This is a genomic window from Gordonia hongkongensis, from assembly GCF_023078355.1.
Classification (GTDB): Bacteria; Actinomycetota; Actinomycetes; order Mycobacteriales; family Mycobacteriaceae; genus Gordonia; species Gordonia hongkongensis.
Genome location: NZ_CP095552.1, coordinates 3,044,857 through 3,062,514, shown reverse-complemented (window position 1 = coordinate 3,062,514; position 17,658 = coordinate 3,044,857). Strand labels below are relative to the sequence as shown.

General features: G+C 68.0%; 19 protein-coding genes, 1 tRNA gene and 1 pseudogene. 11 read left to right on the top strand and 10 right to left on the bottom strand.

Going from position 1 to position 17,658, the window contains the following annotated elements; translation table 11 throughout:
• Nucleotides 1-79: 79 nt before the first annotated feature.
• From MVF96_RS14025 to MVF96_RS13990, 8 genes and pseudogenes are all read left to right on the top strand, one after another.
• Nucleotides 80-1,048, top strand: coding sequence for a ParA family protein (locus MVF96_RS14025; RefSeq protein ID WP_388029988.1), 969 nt, complete (start codon nt 80-82; stop codon nt 1,046-1,048).
• On the top strand, nt 1,045-1,971 hold the full coding sequence (locus tag MVF96_RS14020) for a segregation and condensation protein A (protein WP_083207271.1): 927 nt from the start codon (nt 1,045-1,047) through the stop codon (nt 1,969-1,971). Before MVF96_RS14025 ends, MVF96_RS14020 begins: the two co-directional genes overlap by 4 nt.
• The gene (scpB, locus tag MVF96_RS14015; protein WP_065629800.1) at nt 1,968-2,726 is read left to right on the top strand and encodes an SMC-Scp complex subunit ScpB; all 759 of its coding nucleotides are present in this window, start codon (nt 1,968-1,970) and stop codon (nt 2,724-2,726) included. The genes MVF96_RS14020 and scpB overlap by 4 nt, the downstream gene beginning before the upstream one ends.
• Nucleotides 2,727-2,732: 6 nt before the next feature.
• Nucleotides 2,733-3,664: pseudogene (locus MVF96_RS14010) on the top strand (pseudouridine synthase).
• Nucleotides 3,661-4,374, top strand: coding sequence for a (d)CMP kinase (gene cmk, locus MVF96_RS14005; RefSeq protein WP_058253159.1), 714 nt, complete (start codon nt 3,661-3,663; stop codon nt 4,372-4,374). The pseudogene MVF96_RS14010 and the gene cmk overlap by 4 nt, the downstream one beginning before the upstream one ends.
• Nucleotides 4,371-5,810 carry a ribosome biogenesis GTPase Der gene (gene der, locus MVF96_RS14000; RefSeq protein ID WP_058253160.1) on the top strand — a complete coding sequence of 480 codons (1,440 nt, stop codon included), beginning with the start codon at nt 4,371-4,373 and terminating at the stop codon, nt 5,808-5,810. Before cmk ends, der begins: the two co-directional genes overlap by 4 nt.
• A gap of 126 nt (nt 5,811-5,936) precedes the next feature.
• Nucleotides 5,937-6,200, top strand: a complete 264-nt coding sequence (locus MVF96_RS13995) for a GlsB/YeaQ/YmgE family stress response membrane protein (RefSeq protein WP_065629874.1) — start codon at nt 5,937-5,939, stop codon at nt 6,198-6,200.
• 150 nt (nt 6,201-6,350) lie between these two features.
• Nucleotides 6,351-6,424 (top strand) — tRNA-Pro (locus MVF96_RS13990).
• Nucleotides 6,425-6,481: 57 nt separating this feature from the next.
• On the opposite strand, the gene MVF96_RS13985 is transcribed toward MVF96_RS13990, so the two are convergent.
• The 8 genes from MVF96_RS13985 to MVF96_RS13950 form a co-directional block, all read right to left on the bottom strand.
• Nucleotides 6,482-7,570 carry an ATP-binding protein gene (locus tag MVF96_RS13985; protein ID WP_247449407.1) on the bottom strand — a complete coding sequence of 363 codons (1,089 nt, stop codon included), beginning with the start codon at nt 7,568-7,570 and terminating at the stop codon, nt 6,482-6,484.
• A 37-nt stretch (nt 7,571-7,607) separates the two neighbouring features.
• A complete protein-coding gene (locus MVF96_RS13980) occupies nt 7,608-8,081 on the bottom strand; it encodes a GNAT family N-acetyltransferase (protein ID WP_247449405.1) in 474 nt (157 codons plus the stop codon).
• A gap of 42 nt (nt 8,082-8,123) precedes the next feature.
• Entirely contained in the window at nt 8,124-9,065 is a 942-nt protein-coding gene (locus tag MVF96_RS13975; RefSeq protein WP_247449403.1) for a diiron oxygenase, read from the bottom strand.
• On the bottom strand, nt 9,062-9,949 hold the full coding sequence (locus tag MVF96_RS13970; protein WP_247449402.1) for a prephenate dehydrogenase dimerization domain-containing protein: 888 nt from the start codon (nt 9,947-9,949) through the stop codon (nt 9,062-9,064). The genes MVF96_RS13975 and MVF96_RS13970 overlap by 4 nt, the downstream gene beginning before the upstream one ends.
• Nucleotides 9,946-12,087 (bottom strand): aminodeoxychorismate synthase component I, encoded by a 2,142-nt coding sequence (gene pabB / locus MVF96_RS13965; protein WP_247452109.1) that lies wholly within the window; start codon nt 12,085-12,087, stop codon nt 9,946-9,948. Before pabB ends, MVF96_RS13970 begins: the two co-directional genes overlap by 4 nt.
• Before the next feature lies 1 nt (nt 12,088).
• Complete coding sequence (locus tag MVF96_RS13960) at nt 12,089-12,487, bottom strand: chorismate mutase family protein (protein ID WP_247449400.1); 399 nt, start codon at nt 12,485-12,487, stop codon at nt 12,089-12,091.
• Nucleotides 12,488-12,777: 290 nt separating this feature from the next.
• Nucleotides 12,778-13,080, bottom strand: a complete 303-nt coding sequence (locus tag MVF96_RS13955; RefSeq protein WP_065629820.1) for a hypothetical protein — start codon at nt 13,078-13,080, stop codon at nt 12,778-12,780.
• Nucleotides 13,077-13,649: a recombinase family protein gene (locus MVF96_RS13950; RefSeq protein ID WP_205333703.1), complete on the bottom strand. Its 573-nt coding sequence runs from the start codon at nt 13,647-13,649 to the stop codon at nt 13,077-13,079. The genes MVF96_RS13955 and MVF96_RS13950 overlap by 4 nt, the downstream gene beginning before the upstream one ends.
• A gap of 271 nt (nt 13,650-13,920) precedes the next feature.
• On the opposite strand from MVF96_RS13950, the gene MVF96_RS13945 reads away from it, so the two are divergent.
• Nucleotides 13,921-14,835: an alpha/beta fold hydrolase gene (locus MVF96_RS13945; RefSeq protein WP_247449398.1), complete on the top strand. Its 915-nt coding sequence runs from the start codon at nt 13,921-13,923 to the stop codon at nt 14,833-14,835.
• A gap of 147 nt (nt 14,836-14,982) precedes the next feature.
• Here MVF96_RS13945 and MVF96_RS13940 read toward each other — a convergent pair whose 3' ends face one another.
• On the bottom strand, nt 14,983-15,486 hold the full coding sequence (locus tag MVF96_RS13940) for a methylated-DNA--[protein]-cysteine S-methyltransferase (protein WP_247449397.1): 504 nt from the start codon (nt 15,484-15,486) through the stop codon (nt 14,983-14,985).
• A gap of 108 nt (nt 15,487-15,594) precedes the next feature.
• Here MVF96_RS13940 and MVF96_RS13935 point away from each other — a divergent pair, with 108 nt between their 5' ends.
• Both MVF96_RS13935 and MVF96_RS13930 read left to right on the top strand, forming a co-directional pair.
• Nucleotides 15,595-16,020 carry a nitroreductase family deazaflavin-dependent oxidoreductase gene (locus MVF96_RS13935; RefSeq protein WP_086536526.1) on the top strand — a complete coding sequence of 142 codons (426 nt, stop codon included), beginning with the start codon at nt 15,595-15,597 and terminating at the stop codon, nt 16,018-16,020.
• An 80-nt stretch (nt 16,021-16,100) separates the two neighbouring features.
• The gene (locus MVF96_RS13930) at nt 16,101-16,577 is read left to right on the top strand and encodes a phage tail protein (protein ID WP_247449395.1); all 477 of its coding nucleotides are present in this window, start codon (nt 16,101-16,103) and stop codon (nt 16,575-16,577) included.
• A 9-nt stretch (nt 16,578-16,586) separates the two neighbouring features.
• Here the strand turns inward: MVF96_RS13930 and MVF96_RS13925 are convergent, their stop codons facing one another.
• On the bottom strand, nt 16,587-17,639 hold the full coding sequence (locus MVF96_RS13925; protein WP_137810029.1) for a fused (3R)-hydroxyacyl-ACP dehydratase subunits HadA/HadB: 1,053 nt from the start codon (nt 17,637-17,639) through the stop codon (nt 16,587-16,589).
• Between the last annotated feature and the right edge of the window lie 19 nt (nt 17,640-17,658).

Here is a 17,658-nt window from a genome sequence, read left to right as displayed (position 1 = left end):
GCTGATACGAGGCTCGGCCGTGAACGTACAACTGAACTACCGAGAAGCGGCATCGAACAGCGAAGGGAGCGGCGGACACGTGACCACTCCGAGCGCACCCCTGTCTGGCGCCCGTCCGGGAGGGTCTGGCGCCCGTCCGGGAGATCAGTACAGCATCCAGGTGTCGCCCGGAAACGACACCGACGAGGCCGAGCACGATGCCGACGAGATCGGCCCCACCGGGCGGCCGTATCGCGACGTACCCGAGCCCGCTCCGCTGGACCGTCACGGACCCGCCACGGTGATCGCGGTCTGCAATCAGAAGGGCGGCGTCGGCAAAACGACGTCGACCATCAATCTCGGTGCTGCGCTTGCCGAATACGGTCGTCGGGTCCTGCTCGTCGACCTCGACCCGCAGGGTGCGCTGTCCGCGGGACTCGGTGTGCCGCATCACGAGCTGGAACAGACCGTCTACAACCTCCTCGTACCGCCGCAGGTGGCCACCGACGAGGTCCTGATGCGGACCCGCGTCGACGGTCTCGACCTGCTGCCCAGCAACATCGACCTGTCGGCCGCGGAGATCCAGCTGGTGACCGAGGTGGGTCGCGAGCAGTCGCTCGGCCGGGCACTGCATCCCGTGCTCGACCGCTACGACGTCGTCCTCATCGACTGCCAGCCGTCGCTGGGTCTGCTCACCGTCAACGCGCTGGCCTGCGCCGACACCGTGCTTATCCCGATGGAGTGCGAGTACTTCAGCCTGCGCGGGCTGGCTCTGCTCACCGACACGATCAACAAGGTGCGCGACCGGCTCAACCCGCGCCTGGACCTCGGCGGCATCCTGGTCACCATGTTCGACGCCCGCACACTGCACTCCCGTGAGGTGATGGCCCGCGTCGTCGAGGTGTTCGGCGACGCGGTCTACGACACCGTCATCGCCCGCACCGTCCGGTTCCCGGAGACCAGCGTCGCCGGGGAACCGATCACATCGTGGGCGCCGCGGTCGGCCGGCGCGAAGGCGTACCGGGCGCTCGCACGCGAGGTGATCGCCCGCAACGTCACGCCCGCATGACGACCGGCACCGACCAGGCAGTCCCCGAACCCGCCGTGTCCGAAACCGCCGTATCCGAACCCGGCGCGTCCGATTCGGTTGTGCCCGAAGATGCTTCGAGCGCGGCGGAAGCGTCGTCCGAGGTCGGTGCCGAGGAGTCCGGTTTCCGGGTCAAGCTGCGCAACTTCGAGGGTCCGTTCGACCTGCTGCTGAACCTGATCTCGCAGCACCGCCTCGATGTGACCGAGGTGGCGCTGCACGAGGTGACCGACGACTTCATCGCCTACACCCGCGCACTCGGCCCGGAGATGGGGCTCGACCAGACGACCGAATTCCTCGTCGTCGCGGCGACGCTGCTGGATCTCAAGGCGGCTCGCCTGCTGCCCTCCGGCGAGGTCGATGATCCGGAGGACCTCGCACTCCTCGAAGCCCGGGACCTGTTGTTCGCGCGGTTGCTGCAGTACCGCGCCTACAAGCAGGTCGCCGCCCTGTTCGGCGAACTCGAGGCCGCCGCCCTGCAGCGCTACCCACGCGCGGTGTCGCTCGAGAAGCGCTTCGAGGATCTGCTGCCGGAGGTCACCCTCGGTGTCGACGCCAACGGCTTCGCGCAGGTCGCCGCGGCGGGGCTGACGCCGCGTCCGGTGCCCACCGTCGGCCTCGACCATCTGCACGACGTCCAGAAGGTGTCGGTTCCGGGCCAGGCACGTCGGATGGCATCTCTCCTCAGTGCGGTACCGGGCACATGGCTGACCTTCGGCGAGCTGACCGCGGACTGCGAGAACGTGCTGGAGATCGTCGGTAGCTTCCTCGGCCTGCTCGAGTTGTTCCGGGAGCAGGCCATCACCTTCGAACAACCCGAGGCACTCGGCGATCTCGCGGTGATGTGGACGGGGGAGCGCGGTGCCGACGACCTGCGCATCGACAAGGCAGAGGACTACGGATGACTGATCACGCTCCTGAGGTCGACCACCACGACCCGACCGGCGTAGCCGAGGGAGAGGACCCGGGACCGGCCGAACCCGAGCAGACCACTCTGCAGGGCGAAGGGGAGTACCTCGACGACGCGCGACTCCGTTCCGCCCTGGAGGCGGTGCTGCTCGTCGTGGACACCCCGGTCACCACCGAAGAACTCGCGAACGCCGTCGACCAGGACCGCACGCGGGTCCGGGAGACACTCAACGCCATGTCGTCGGAGCTCACGGCGTCGGGCAGCGGCATCGATCTGCGCTTCGCCGGCGACGGCTGGCGTTACTACACCCGGGCGGAGTACGCCCCCTACGTGGAGCGGCTGCTGCTCGACGGCGCGCGGTCGAAGCTCACGCGGGCGGCGCTCGAGACGCTGGCGGTCATCGCCTACCGGCAACCGGTCACCCGGGCACGGGTGAGCGCCATCCGCGGCGTCAACGTCGACGGCGTGATCCGCACCCTCGTCGCTCGCGGACTGATCAACGAGGTCGGCAGCGAACCGACCACGAACGCGACGACCTATGCCACCACCGAACTCTTCCTGGAACGGCTCGGGCTGGCGTCACTGTCGGAACTGCCCGATCTGGCGCCCCTGCTGCCGGACGTCGACCTGATCGACGACCTCGACGAGGAGCTGCTCTCGGATCCCCGATTCGCCAAACTGTCCACCCAACCGTCAGACTCGAATGAACTGATCATCGACGGTGGCACCACCACCGACTCACAGGACTGAGAGAACATGGCATCCGCTGGCCGAGATGGCTCACCGGGAAAACGCCGCAAGGGCGCGCCCGCACAACAGCCGCGAACCAAGAAGACCACCGCAAGGGGTCGTCGAAGCCGAACGCCGAAGTGGGCCGGATCCGGCTGAACAACGCCCGACCGGCGCGGCACCAGACGCCTGAGCACGGCGAGGGTGCCGGCGCCAACTACGTCGAAGACGGCGTCCGCCTGCAGAAGGTGCTCGCCCAGGCGGGGGTGGCCTCGCGCCGCGGCGCCGAGGAACTGATCGCGGCGGGTCGTGTCGAGGTCGACGGGGAGATCGTCACCGAGCAGGGGCTGCGCATCGACCCGGACACCGCGATCATCCGCGTCGACGGTGCCCGCGTGATCATGGACGAGACCCGGCAGTACCTCGCCTTCAACAAACCCAAGGGCTGGCAGTCGACGATGTCCGACGACCAGGGCCGTCCCTGCGTCGGTGATGTGGTCGCCGAGCGGGTCATGGCCGGTCAGCGTCTGTTCCACGTCGGCCGCCTCGACGCCGACACCGAGGGTCTGCTGCTGCTGACCAACGACGGTGAACTCGCGCACCGGTTGATGCACCCGTCCTTCGAGGTGCCCAAGACCTACCTCGCCACGCTCAAGGGCGAGGTGCCCCGCGGGATCGGACGTCGCATGCGCGAGGGCGTCGAACTCGACGACGGCCCGGTGACGGTCGACAAGTTCACCGTGATCGAGGTCCACGAGGGCCAGTCGCTGGTGCGGATCACCCTCCACGAGGGTCGCAACCGCGTGGTGCGGCGCATGATGGACGAGGTCGGCTTCCCTGTCGTCAAACTGGTTCGCACCCATGTCGGTTCGGTCGCGTTGGGTGAGCAGCGCCCGGGCAGCCTGCGCGTCCTCGGCAACGACGAGGTCGGTGGACTGTACAGGGCGGTCGGCCTGTGAGCGACGGAGCTTCGGAGTCCGCCGGCGGGACCACGCATGTCGTGGCGATCGACGGTCCGGCCGGTACGGGCAAGTCCTCGGTGTCCAAACTCCTGGCCGCCGAGGTCGGCGCCAGCTATCTCGACACCGGCGCGATGTACCGCGCAGTGACTCTCGCCGTTCTCGATGCCGGTGTCGCGCTGGATGATCCGGCCGGAATCGCCCGCGTGGTCGCCGACGTCGCCATCGAGTTGGTCCCCGATGGGGACGGCGCCAAGGTCTTCCTCGACGGGCGCGACGTCTCCGGGCCGATCCGCACCGACCACGTCACCAGCGCCGTCTCCGCGGTCTCGGCGGTACCCGAGGTGCGCACCAAACTGGTTGCGCTGCAACAGCAGAATGCGCAGGGCCGGTTCGTGGTCGTGGAGGGGCGCGACATCGGGACCGTGGTGTTCCCCGACGCCGACGTCAAGATCTTCCTCACCGCGACACCCGAGGCGCGGGCCGAGCGCCGGCACAAGCAGAATCTCGCCGGCGGTCGCGACAGCGACTACGACGCGGTGCTGGCGAGCGTGAACCGCCGCGACCATCTCGACTCGACACGCAAGGTCTCGCCGTTGCGCGCGGCCGACGACGCGACCGTCGTCGACACCAGCGACAAGACCCTCGACGAGGTGCTCGCGGAACTGAGCGGCCTCGTCGCGACCCGGATCGGAGCAGTGGAACGGTGAGTGACGACTACTCGAACGACCTCGCGGCGCTACCCGGCGACGGCACCTGGTCGGACGAATCCGACTGGCAACTGACCGATGTCGGGGGAGCCGACGACGCGTCCGGTGTCGAACACATGCCGGTGGTCGCGATCGTCGGGCGGCCGAACGTCGGCAAGTCGACGCTCGTCAACCGCATCCTGGGGCGTCGTGAAGCCGTGGTCGAGGACATCCCCGGCGTCACCCGGGACCGGGTGTCGTACGCGGCGTCGTGGTCGGGCCGGCGGTTCACCGTCGTCGACACCGGTGGTTGGGAACCCGACGCGAAGGGCCTGCAGCAGGCCGTCGCCGCGCAGGCCGAGCTGGCGATGCGCACCGCCGACGCGATCGTCGTCGTCGTCGACGCCACGGTCGGCGCGACCGCGACCGACGAGGCTGTCGCACGGGTCCTGCGACGCTCGAAGACCCCGGTCATCCTGTGTGCCAACAAGGTCGACAGCGAGCGACTCGAGTCCGACACCGCATCGCTGTGGTCGCTGGGACTCGGTGAGCCGTATCCGGTGTCGGCCGCACACGGCCGCGGCGCCGGTGATCTGCTCGACATCATCCTGGACAAGCTGCCCGAGACCCCGCGGGAGGCACCGACTCTCGGTGGCCCGCGTCGCGTCGCCCTGGTGGGCAAGCCGAACGTCGGCAAGAGTTCGCTGCTGAACAAGCTCACCGGCACCGAGCGGTCGGTGGTCGACAATGTCGCCGGGACAACCGTGGATCCGGTCGACGAACTCGTCGAACTGGGCGGCAAGACCTGGAACTTCGTCGACACCGCCGGTCTGCGCCGCAAGGTGCGGACCGCGAGCGGCCACGAGTACTACGCGTCGTTGCGGACGCGGTCGGCGCTCGACGCGGCCGAGGTGGCGATCCTGCTGATCGACGCGTCGGAACCGATCACCGAACAGGATCTGCGGGTGCTGTCGCTCATCATCGAGAGCGGCCGCGCCCTCGTGATCGCGTTCAACAAATGGGATCTCGTCGACGAGGACCGCCGGTACCAGCTGGACAAGGAGATCGACCGCGAGCTGGCCCGCGTGCCATGGGCGCGTCGGGTGAACATCTCGGCGTCGACCGGCCGGGCCGTCCAGAAGTTGGTCCCCGCACTGGAATCCGCGCTCGACTCATGGGACAAGCGCATCTCGACCGGCCCGCTGAACAACTGGCTCAAGGACGTCATCGCCGCCAATCCGCCGCCGCTGCGCGGTGGCCGGCAGCCGCGCGTGATGTTCGCGACCCAGGCCTCGGTGCGGCCGCCGACCTTCGTGCTGTTCACCACCGGCTTCCTCGAGGCGGGCTATCGCCGGTTCCTGGAGCGGCGCTTGCGCGAGGAATTCAACTTCGACGGTTCGCCCGTCCGGATCAACGTCCGCGTCCGCGACAAGCGGGAGCAGCGCCGCAAACGCTGATCACCGTCCGGCGACTCCACCACCGTTGGGCAGGTCCGCCACCGCGCAGGTGGCGGACCTGCCCATCTCCGGTGGATGTGTCGCGTGCCGGTGGCGCACGACACCTGCTGTGAGATACTGCGTCTCGTGCTCATCCTGGCAATCATCGTTTTCGGCATGGTCATCGGCGCCCTGGCGCAGATCCTCCTCGGCGGCAAGAACCTGCGCACCGTCGACTGGGGTCTCGCCCTGGTGGCCGGCATCGTCGGCTCCTTCGTCGGCGGACTGCTCATCAGCCTGCTCTCGGGCGACGGCCTCGAGCTCCGCCCGAGTGGCATCATCGGCTCCCTCGTGGGTGCCGTTCTGGTGACCGCCGGGTGGATCTTCTTCAAGAAGCGTTCGACCGTCTAGCAGCCGGTGTCAGATGTAGCGCTTCGTGGCGGCAGAAGCAACGACGCACTACATCTGGCCACCGGCCCGAAATGAGGCCTGACCAGGCGATTGGTTCGGAACCGTGCTCGTCGGCTAGGCTTTACATCGCTCCGCTTCTCCAGGGAGCAACGGGCTGTGGCGCAGTTTGGTAGCGCACTTGACTGGGGGTCAAGTGGTCGCAGGTTCAAATCCTGTCAGCCCGACAGAAAACCCCGGTGAGCGTCGCTCACCGGGGTTTTGTTCTCGGAACCATCGACCGCTCACACGACCAGCGGCACCGCGACGTCGGCGCCGCCTTCCTCGGTGATCCGGGCACCCATCTGCGTGTACGTGGGCGCGGTGATGAACCCACCGGCGAGGAGTGCCTCACCCTGGCGGAACCCGGGCGACTCCGCCAGGAGGTGTTCGGGTACGAAGCCGAAGGTGTCGGCCAGCTCGGCGAGATCGCGTGGGGCGTTCATCCGCATCAGGCACAGGTTGTCGCACTGGGACAGGACATTGGGGTGGATCTTGGTCGGCCGCTGGGTCGACAGCAGCAGCCAGAGGCCGAACTTGCGGCCCTCGGCCGCGATCTGCACGACCCGGTCGATCAGCGCCTGCTCGACCGCGCTGGTGGCCTGCGGTGGGCAGATGTTGTGGGCCTCGTCGATCACGATGAGTATCGGGCGCCGCTCGTCGCGGTGGGCCCAGAGGTGTTCGAGCACACTGAGAGCGGCGACCTTCGGTTCCGCTGGGTGGGCGAACCCACCCAGGTCGAGCACGGTCGCCTGGGGTCGCTCGTCGATGACGTCGGTCGCTGCGAGGTCACCCCGCGCCCAGAGTGCCCAGTCGAGGACCTGCAGATTCTCGATCCGCTTGGCCAGCCGCTGATGTCCGGGGTCGGCGGAACTGCGTAGAGCGTCGAGGTAGGTGGTCTGGTCCGATGTCTCGGTGAGTGTGGCGTCGGCGTGCAGCAGGACGTTGTACTCGTCGGCGTCGGCGATCGGATCCAACTGCAGGACCGCGGCCTTCGCGGCCAGGGGCAGGGTCAGGAATCGCGTCCGCAATTGCGGTCCGTCACGTCGCGTCGAATGCAGGACCCGGATGTCGGATGCCGCGATCGCATCCGCGGCGGTGGGGTCGGCGGTACCCCGTGTCTCGGGCAACCGGGTGAAGTCCGCGTTCGGATCGAGGATCAGCAACGGGAGTCGGGTTCGGAGCAGCAGCTGTTCGAGAACCACCCCGAGCGCGTAGGTCTTCCCGGAGCCGCTCTGGCCGCACCAGAAGGTGTGCCGATTGAACTTCTCCGCGGTGAGGAGGACGTCGGTCGTCGCGTTGTCGCGATGGCTTCCCACTGTCAGCTGAACCACGCCCGTACCCTACTGGCACGGGCGGGATTCCATCGGATTACGGAGCGGTCAGCTCCTTGCGGAGAACGAACGCCCGGTCGCCGGTCTCGGGGTCGCGCAGCGGGAACCCGTGCCGGGCATAGAAGCGGTGCGCGTCGACGTCGGGTTCGTCGACCTCGATCTCGAATTCCCCGGCGCCCCGTCGTGCCGCCTCGGCAACCGCGGCGGTGAGGACGGCACCACCGAGTCCGCGGCTGCGTTGGGCGGGCGTGGTGTACATCTCGTCGAGCAGGGCGATGCCGCCGTCGACCCAGACGTTGGTCCGGATGGTCACCAGGCCAAGCGAGGTGATCGGGTCGCCGGCTACGATCGCGAAAGTCGAACTGCGCGAAAGTAAATTGGTCAGTCGATCGGCCAGGGCGGCCGGTCCGGGAGACGGTTCGCCGTACTCGCGGTTGAAGGCGTCGAGCAGTTCGGCCATGGTCGCCGCGTCGGCCGGTGTCGCCACTCGCGGGCTGTCGGGCTCGTTCACGGTCACCACCGTAGCCGCCCACCCGACGATCACCGGCGCAGGTCAACCCAGGGCGCCGAACCGGGCGAGTAGCCGGTCGACCGCACTGCAATCCTGCAGGACTCGTCGTCTATCGGGATCCTCGGCGGACTCGCGCAGCATCGTGACGCCGTCCGGGATCTGCTCGGCGGCGAGGATGGCCGACCACGCGGCGGTGTCGGTCGCCGTGAACGCGTCGACGCCGTCGCGCAGCGCATGCGCAAGGATGAGCCGGTCGTCCGGGCCGAGCCGGTCGTGGACCATCGCGATCATCTCGCCGGCGACCGAGCCGTGCGCGCGCTCGTCGCGGCGATGCAGGGCGACGGTGGCCTGGTGAACCGGTTGGATCGTCCGATCCTCGGCGATCAACGTGAGGTAGTCCCCGATGGAGGTCTCGGCGACAGTCGCGTATGCCAGGGTCGTGAGCGCCGCGGCTCGTGCCGACTCCGCACGTGCGAGCGCCGCCCGATGGCGGCGCACCATCAACGACTCGGGCAGTGTGGCATCCGGGAGCGTCCAGGCACGCCGACGGCGGGTCAGCGCGGACGCGTTCAGGTGCATCAGCGTGTGGTACTCCTCGTCGACCATCGACTGAACGACCGCCGCCCTCCCGGCGTCGGAGAACCCGGTGCCGAAGGCGTCCCGGAACAGCAGTCCGAAACCGGGTGTGACCACGTCTTGTTCGATGTCGACGACGTTCTTGTTGTAGGCGATCCACCCCCACGCCCGGACCCGGGACCGGCGGTCCTCGTCGAGCCCGTTCCATCCCGGATGTCCGGCGAAGGGGAGCAGTGTCTCGGGATAGTCGACACAGCCATCGTCGTAGAGATCGTCCATCGTGGGGCCATCGAGTTCGGGCTCGATGCGGCGCACCGTGGCCCGCCGCGGCCAGCTGCGCACCAGCCCACGGATCACCGCTGTCTCCACCGGGTCGGCGGCGTCGTGGTCGGGCAACGTGCCGGTCACGACGCCAACCCGGCGAACAGTTGCGCGCACAGCCCGGCATACTCGCTGCCGCGATCGCCCAGCGGCGCCCCGGCCCGGGCGAGCAGCGCCGTGAACTCGTCGGTGTCGCTGTCGCCGTCGCAGGTGGCGGAGACCCGGGACACCGCACGCGTCAACGCATCCCGGGCCGTCGACGCGCACGGGTTCGACGACTGCACGTCCCGGTACACCTCCGGTGTCCCACCGGCGACGCGCGCCAGCATCGCCGACATCGTCATGAACGGTGGGGTGGCCAGTGTCGCCGCCTCGTCGGCCTCGACGCCGAGATCGGCGAGCGCGATCCCGAACGACAGGATGGTCGCATGCGTGAGGGCCTGCACCGCGGCGCACAGGCGGTCGTGCCGATCGGCGGTGGTGACCTGCACGCGCGCGCCCCACCTCGCCAGATCGTTGATCAGGCGGTCCACCCCGGGTCCAGCGCGATGGACGACCGCCGCAATCGCCCGACCGGGCAGACCGAGGGATGGGGCGAACATCGGGTTCACGCCGACGACCGGACCGATTGTCGCGCACCGGCTCTCGTCCAGTCCGCCGACAGCAGCCGCGAACCGGGTCTTCACCGACAGCGTCTCCACCAGCATCGCGGTCGGGCCCATCAGTGATCGCACCGTCCTCAGCGAGGCGAGGGCGACATCCTCGGGCACCGCGAGGACCACGATGTCCGCCGCGCGCACCCGAGCGGTCGCCTCTGGGCCGGGAGCACGGATGTCGTCACCGGAGGTGGCGTCCAGGATGTGCACGAGGTCGCCGCCACTGCGCCACCGGTCGGCGAACATGGATCCCACCGCCCCTGCTCCGCCGGCCACGACCACCGACCGCGCACCGGGGGCGGCCGATCCGATCACTGGCCGCTCTCCTCGGCGACGGACAGGCAGCGCCGCATGGTCAGGGCCTTGACCATCGTCTCCTCGAACTCCTCGTCCGGATCCGACAGCGCGACGATCGCGCCGCCGACCCCGAACGTCACCTCGGAACCGGTCGCCACCAACGTGCGGATCACGATCGACAGGTCGGCGGTTCCGGTGAGCGAGAAGAAGCCGATCGCCCCCGAGTACACGCCCCGCGGACCCGCCTCGAGTTTGTCGATGATCTCCATCGTGCGGATCTTCGGTGCGCCGGTCATCGAACCGCCGGGAAAGGCCGCCCGCACACAGTCGACCGCCGACACCCCGTTCCGCAGCGTCCCCCGCACGGTCGACACCATTTGATGCACGGGTGCGTAGGTCTCGATGTCGAACAGTGACGGCACATGCACCGACCCCGGGACGCAGACACGCGACAGGTCGTTACGGACGAGGTCCACGATCATCAGGTTCTCTGACCGGTCCTTCTCGCTCGCCCGTAGCGCGCATCGCAAGTGGTGGTCCTCGGTGGGATCGGCCGACCGCGGCCGTGTTCCCTTGATCGGCTTCGACTCGACCGTCCCGTCCGCACCGATCTTCAAGAACCGTTCCGGCGACGCGCTGAGCACCGACATCCCGGCGAACTGCAGAAGGGCGTTGTAGGGCATCGGGCTGATCTCCCGCAGACACGAATACCCGGACACGGGGTCGAGGCTGCGGTGCACGGTCGCCGAGTTCGTCAGACACACCTCGTACGACTCCCCGGACCGGATCTCCGCCAGACAGTCCTCGATGAGCCTCAGGTACGTCTGGCGGTTGTGGCGGAACACGATCGGCACCTCGTGGGGCGCCGGGACCAGCGGGGGAGTCGTCGCCGGAGCGGGTGTGGCGGTTCGCATCTCCCGAATGGTCGACGCCGTCTCGTCCAACCACGTCGCGACATCGGGATCCGGGCTCTCGACCGGTTCCAGTGCGAGCACATACGCACACCCGTGTCCGTGGTCGATCACCACCGCGCGGTCGGCGAACACAAGCGCAGCGTCGGCCTGCTCGGAGGCATGCGCCAGCTGGCCGCCGGTGTCCGCTTTGAGCTCGTAGCCGAGATAGCCGACGTACCCCAGACAGAACGCGAACGGCAGCTCAGGCTGCGCAGCCACCGCACGCGCCCGCAGCTGGGCGTCGAGGTAGTCGAAGAAGGTGCTGCGGACCTCCTCCGCTGTACCGTCCGAATGTTCGACTCGCACAGTCATTTCCGGGACCCGGTAAGTCACATACTCGGCGTGGGGGCCCGAGCAGTCTCCCATGACGGAGAAGCGACCGTCGGTCTCCTCGGCCGCCGACCGGTCGAGCCAATAGCTGTTCGGGCCACCGGCGAACAGTCGTTCATAGACGCTGTTCGGGTCCAAAACGTGTTCCACCCGAACCGATCGGACCCGGAAACCCTCGTGCCGATTCCCCGCCGATTCACTCCCCGCCGATTCACTCGTCGACGCCTCACTCGCCGGGCGCTCCGTCGTCGCCGACGCCCGACTCGCCCCGGCCGAGACCCCGCGGTGCGCTCGCACCCGGGTGGCCGCCGCGAAGTTGGCCAACAGCTCCCGGCCGTACTCGCTGCAGATCGACTCCGGATGGAACTGCACTCCCCACATCGGCAACACCCGGTGGCGCACCGCCATCAGGACGCCGTCGTCGGACCACGCCTGCTCCTCCAACTCGTCGGGGACATCCACCACCGCCAGCGAGTGATACCTGACCGCCCGGAACGGGGAGGGCAGTCCCGCGAACAAGCCGCGGCCGTCGTGGTGGACGGCGCTGAGTCGTCCGTGCCGCGGTTCAGGGGCCCGTACCACCGGGCTGCCGAACACATGGCACAGGCCCTGGTGGCCCAGGCACACCCCGAGCACGGGTAGTCCGCTGTCGGTCAGCGCCCGTGCGCTGATCCCGAAGTCGCGGGGGGAGTCCGGACGGCCCGGGCCGGGGGAGACCACCACGTTGTCGAAAGCTGTCAGGTCCACCGACGTCCAGGGCACATCGTTGGCGACGACGACCGGCTCCCGGCGGTTGACCTGGGTCAACAATGCGTACAGGTTGTACGTGAACGAGTCGTAGTTGTCGATCAGCAGTGTGCGCACCGGGTCCACCTCAGTCCGCGCTCGCGACGGCGGACGGGTGTCGGGCGGGGTCACGATCCGGCTCCGCTCGCTGCGACGTCTCGGTCCCGACGATCAGATCCTCGACCCGACAGGTCTCCGAGATCATGAGGTCGTAGAGGGCATGCAGGAAATCGGTGGACAAACCGTGATCGATGGCGAACCGGTGGGCGTGTTCGTGTACAGCGCCGACCCGGCGCGGCTGCATCACCGGGATGGCGTGCCGTCGTTTGAGTTCCGCGATGCGTGTGCAGACCTCGATCCGGGCCCGCACGTCTTCGAGCAGACGGTCGTCGATCCCGTCCAATTCCGTTCGCAGGGCTTCCAGTTCGCGTGCGTTGGGGTCGTCTCCACCCGACGCACTGCTGTTGATGTTCGTCGATCGGGTCATGGCGCGACCACCTAGCAGTGTCCGAAAGTGCGGCCCGCCGACTTGACCCGCCCGACATGCGGCGCGTGCCCCCGTTCGGCACTGCGCCCGGCCCGCGTTCGCGAACCGCATCCCCCGACTCGGTCCATGGTCGCACCGAGCATGCGTGTCGCGAGGGGCGTTGACGTCACCAGGTGATCACGATTTGCCAACGACCAGTACGTCAGCGCACGAGATCCTTTGCCGGGGCGGCGGTTCGATTGCGGCAAGTCCGACCTTCCGGGCGTCGGTACCGAGACCCTTTGCGGCGCTTACTTTCCGGCGTGCCGGAGGTGTCCGTAGAGGGCGGCGCGATAGCCGCGTGTGTAACTCGGTTCCTCGTCGTCGGGGTCGGGCGGACACGCGAGCGTCGACGACGCCAGTTGTCGCGCCCACGGCGCGGGAAGCGCACCGAGATCGGCCGCGGCATCGACGAAACCCTGCTGGAACAGGTCCGGATCGAGGTGCTCGTCGAGTTCGGCGTCGAAGATCGGGAACGACGTGGGCAGGCGCGTGACGACGCCGTACTCGGTGACGATGTCGAGTTCGGGGAGGTCGGAGTCGGGATTCTTCAACGGACCGAACGCCTCTCGGCCAGGGTGCGATACAGGGTCGCGCGGCTCACCCCGAGCTCTTGCGCGATCCTGGGTACGGAAACCCCCTGCGCGCGCATCTGTTCGGCGCGCACCACTTGATCGGCGTCGAGCGCCCGCGGCCGGCCGATTGCCGACGTGGACCCACGCAGGGTTCTCGGCGTGGAACGGTCCGACCGTCTCGGCGCGTCGTCGTCGAGTTCGGCCAGCGACGCCAGCACCGCGACGATCATCGCTCCGGTCGGGTCGGCGGTGTCGATTCCCTCGCGGAGCGAGCGCAGTCCGATGCGGCGCCCGGTCATCTGGTTCGCGACCTCCATGACCTCGCGAACGTTCCGGCCGAGGCGGTCGATGCCGACGACCACCGTGGTGTCGCCGGCTCGCGCGTAGTCGAGGAGGGCGGCCATCCCGGGCCGCTGACCCGCGGGCGCGGAGCGATCGGTCGCATCGGTGTAGATCCGCGCGGGGTCCACCCCGGCATCGGTGAGCGCGTCGATCTGGGGCGCGAGTGCGTGGGCGCCGGGGGAGTCGCGTGCGTAACCGAGGGCCATCCCCGACGGCTGTGTTGCGTCTGCTGTCACCGCGACAGCGTATCTCAGAAGTATCGAGACAGACTCAAAAGACGCGCCGGTATTTCGAGACTCTAACCAGAATTGGCGGTCAAAAGGCTTGATAGTCGCAAAAAGAGTCTCGAAAGAGGAGGGATGACTCGGGTGCGGCCGCGTTCGGGGTTCACCCGTTCGCGCCGTTTCACCGCGTTGTGCCGCGCGGGCGTCGCGCCGGCGCTACCGTCGCACCACGGTCGTCGGAGGAGGTACATCCATGGGGCTCGCTCACTCGGACAGTCACTCGACGGAACCGCGCCTCGTCGAGACGCCGACCGGGCCGGTCGAATATGTCGACGTCGGGTCCGGGCCGCCGCTGGTGTTCGTGCACGGGTCCCCGGGTGGCTGCGACCAGGGGGTCCTGATGACGCGCTTCCTGGCCGGGGCGCATCGCGTCATCGCGGTCTCTCGACCGGGCTACCTGGGTACGCCCCTGGGCGGCGACACACGACGTCCGGCCGCGCAGGCGGAACTGGTCAGGGCGGTGCTGGACTCGGTGGGGATCGATCGTTTCGGGCTGATGTGCTGGTCCGGTGGCGGGCCCGTCGCCTACTCGTTGGCGGCTTCCGTACCCGAGCGGGTGTACGCGATCGTCGCGGTCGCCGCGGTCAGCACCCGCTTCGATCCGCGGAGCAGCCTGCGTGGACGACTCGAACTGTCCGAGGAGAAGCTTCTCTTCAGTCGTTTCGGTCAGTGGCTGGCGACCACGGTCGCGTCGAAGGCGCCGTCCACGGCCATCTCGACACTCCTGTCCGGTGAGGGAGACCTGTCGCGTGTACAGATCAGGGCGCTCACCGCGGAGATCATCGCCGATGACGACCAGCGCACGCTGGCGATCGATCTGTTCGACACCGTGTCGGGGTCGCGAAAAGCTGGTTTCGACAATGACTTCGACCAATTTCGCGAACTCGACCTACCGCTCGCGGAGGTGACCGCACCCGTGCTGGCGATACACTCCCGAACCGACGCCGACGTCCCGTTCGATCAGAGTGTCCATGCCGCGCAGACGCTGCCCGATGCTCGCCTCGAAGCCGTCGACGAGGGAACGCACCTGTCGTTGTGGCTCGGCTCGGACGCTCCAAGGCTGCAGTCGCTGGTCGTCGAACATCTGTCCGGGGCGTCGCGCACATGACGCTCGACGCTCGAGGATGCCGGATCACGAACTCACGTCGCGTGCGACATCGGTCCGCTGATGCGACTTCGATCGAGGTCGCGTAGACGGATCGATGTCGCATGCGACATCGATCTCAGGGGTCGGCGTAGTCGGCTGGGCTCCTGATCAGAACAGCGTCGGCGAGAGAGCGCCCTCGAACTCGAGCAGCCAGCGTTTGGTCGCCAGACCCTGACCGTCCGCGCCGCCCGAGTAGCCGCCGAGTCCGTCGCCGGCGACGACGCGATGACACGGGATGATCAACGGCAGGGGGTTGATCCCCATGATCGTGCCGACGCCGCGCGCAGAGACCCGCGTGCCGCTCATCGCCGCGAGTTCGCCGTAGGTGACCGTGTCGCCGTGGGCGACCGTCCGGTGCAGCGTCGACAGGACCGCCCGGGCGGCGTCCGACATCCGATCGAGATCGACAGGCAGGTCGAACTCGGTCAGGTCACCGGCGAAATAGGCGCGGATCTGTCGAATCGCCTCTGCGAGAACGGGATCGATGGTCTCGTCATCGGTCGGTACGTCGGTGGTCACTCGCCAGGCCACGCGCACGACGGCCGATCCATTGCTGTCGACGGCCACGGTGCCGACCGGCGTCGGTACGAGAGCACGGCATGGTGTGGTCATCGGTGAGATCTCACGGTCGAGGTCAGGTCCGGGCACACAGTATCGGAGAGTCACGACACAGACGGCGCTGCGGGGAATACCCGGCCGAGCTGTGGTGTTCAGCCCACCATGAGTGCTAACGCAGAGTTGAGTCCTGAAGGCTGGGTCCGCGAGCAGACCGAGAAGATCCTGGAGCAGGGCACGACCGACGGTGTGACCGTGATGGACCGTCCGATCGTCCTGTTCACCACGACCGGCGCGAAGTCGGGCAAGAAGCGCTACGTCCCGCTGATGCGCGTGGAGGAGAACGGCAAGTACCTCATGGTCGCCTCGAAGGGCGGCGCGCCCGAGCATCCGGCGTGGTACCACAACGTGAAGGCGAACCCCCAGGTCACCGCGCAGGACGGTACCGAGGTGAAGGAATTGACCGCGCGCGAGCTGAGTGACGGCGAGGAGCGCGATCACTGGTGGGAGCTGGCCGTCGCCGCCTTCCCGCCCTACGCCGAGTACCAGACGAAGACCGATCGGCAGATACCGGTGTTCGTCCTGGAGTGAGCGTCGCGCTGCATCGATAAAGCCCCCGACCGCGGTCGGGGGCTTTACGCTGTCTGAGGCAACCTGCCGGAGGGAGGGTCATGGGTGACGTGATCGACTTCAAGCAGGTCTCCACCGCGGGACTCGAGAGTTCACCGGTTGCGGAGGCGCTGGCGGGACTCCGGGCAAACGAGGCCCGGTACTACAAGACGAAGTACGGGCACGACTTCACCGTCGTCCCGGCGTCGGACGCGCCCGAAATCCGCGACCGGGTGACCGCGATCCTGGCCGACGAGCGCGACATCACCATCGCCTCACCCGCGCTCGAGGTCAGCGACTTCGAGGTGGGCCCGGACGACGGACGGCTGCACATGTCGTACGTGTTCTACGAGTCCGGCCTCGCGGTGAACGTCATGTACAGCATCGATCCCGGCGGGAAGCGTGCCGTCGGGTTCAAGCTCTCGGACGGCATGGACGTCCCGGCCGAGTTGGAGTCGACGTTCAAGTTCGCGCGTCAGAAATCGAAACTCGCCGGCGTGATCCGCGGGTCGTACTTCGTCATCAAAGGGGAGTACTGACCCCCGGGGTCACGAGAAGCGGATATTCAGTGTGGCGAGACCGAAGATCTTGCGGCCGCCCGACTTGGCCACCACGATCACGACGCCCGTCCGGGTCGCCGGATCGAGCGACTTGATCCGCCCGCTGTACTCGATCTCGCCGCCCTCGGCGCCGGACACGACAGCGGGCTGGGACAGGCGCACCGCGTAGCGGGTGACGGCACCCGGGTCGCCCGACCACGACGACACGAAAGCGGCCCCGAGCCCCATGGTCAGCATGCCGTGCGCGATGACATCAGGCAGGCCGGCCAGTTTTGCGCTCGTCTCGTCCCAATGGATGGGGTTCGCGTCGCCCGCGACACCGCCGTAGTTGACCAGATCGCCGCGCGACAACCTGATCGTGTGCAGAGGCAGTTCGTCGCCGACGTTCAGCTCGTCGAAGTTCCGTGCGCCCGATGTCCGCCCGCTGTCGTCAGCGGTGCGGACGTCAGCGTCGGGACGGACCGTCCGCACGTATCGTTCCGCCGCTTCGTCGTGGCTGAAGATGTTGACGTCGTGCATCATCACCTTGCGGACCGCACTGCTCAACTCGGGGTCGACCTCGTCGGCGGTGACCCCGACGACCGTCGTGTGCATGGTGTGCACACGCTCGCCTGAGGCATCGGTCATGGTGTTGGTCACGGTGATCAGGTCTTTGCCCGCGATCCGACGGACACTCGTCAGCTCCACGTCCGTCGTCAGCTCGTCGCCGGCGACGATCGGGCGGTGCTGCTCGAAGACCTGCTCGGTCTGGACGTAGGTGTCGTATCCGACGATGACCTTCTCGAACAGCTCCCGGTTCGCCGCCATCGCCGGGATGGAGGTGAAGGTGAGCGGCGCGACGAGACCGGAATAGCCAAGGGCGGCTGCGGCTTCGGGCTCCCAGTGGGCGCCGTGGTAGTCCTGGACCGCGCGTGCGTACTCACGCACCTTCTCGCGGCCGACCTGATACGAGCCGTCGAGCACGTAGTAGTGGCCGACGCGGGATCCGATCCCGGAGGGATCGTCGGTGGTCGTGGCGGTGGTCGTCGGGGTGTGCGTCACTTCGAACACGCTAACGGTG

What these genes read in the sequence shown, in the direction of transcription:
- MVF96_RS14020 (WP_083207271.1), top strand. Translation starts at nt 1,045, where the DNA reads ATGACGACCGGCACCGACCAGGCAGTCCCCGAACCCGCCGTGTCCGAA.
- scpB (WP_065629800.1), top strand. Translation starts at nt 1,968, where the DNA reads ATGACTGATCACGCTCCTGAGGTCGACCACCACGACCCGACCGGCGTA.
- MVF96_RS13960 (WP_247449400.1), bottom strand. Translation starts at nt 12,487, where the DNA reads ATGACCCGATCGACGAACATCAACAGCAGTGCGTCGGGTGGAGACGAC.
- MVF96_RS13950 (WP_205333703.1), bottom strand. Translation starts at nt 13,649, where the DNA reads ATGGCCCTCGGTTACGCACGCGACTCCCCCGGCGCCCACGCACTCGCG.
- MVF96_RS13945 (WP_247449398.1), top strand. Translation starts at nt 13,921, where the DNA reads ATGGGGCTCGCTCACTCGGACAGTCACTCGACGGAACCGCGCCTCGTC.
- MVF96_RS13940 (WP_247449397.1), bottom strand. Translation starts at nt 15,486, where the DNA reads ATGACCACACCATGCCGTGCTCTCGTACCGACGCCGGTCGGCACCGTG.
- MVF96_RS13935 (WP_086536526.1), top strand. Translation starts at nt 15,595, where the DNA reads ATGAGTGCTAACGCAGAGTTGAGTCCTGAAGGCTGGGTCCGCGAGCAG.
- MVF96_RS13930 (WP_247449395.1), top strand. Translation starts at nt 16,101, where the DNA reads ATGGGTGACGTGATCGACTTCAAGCAGGTCTCCACCGCGGGACTCGAG.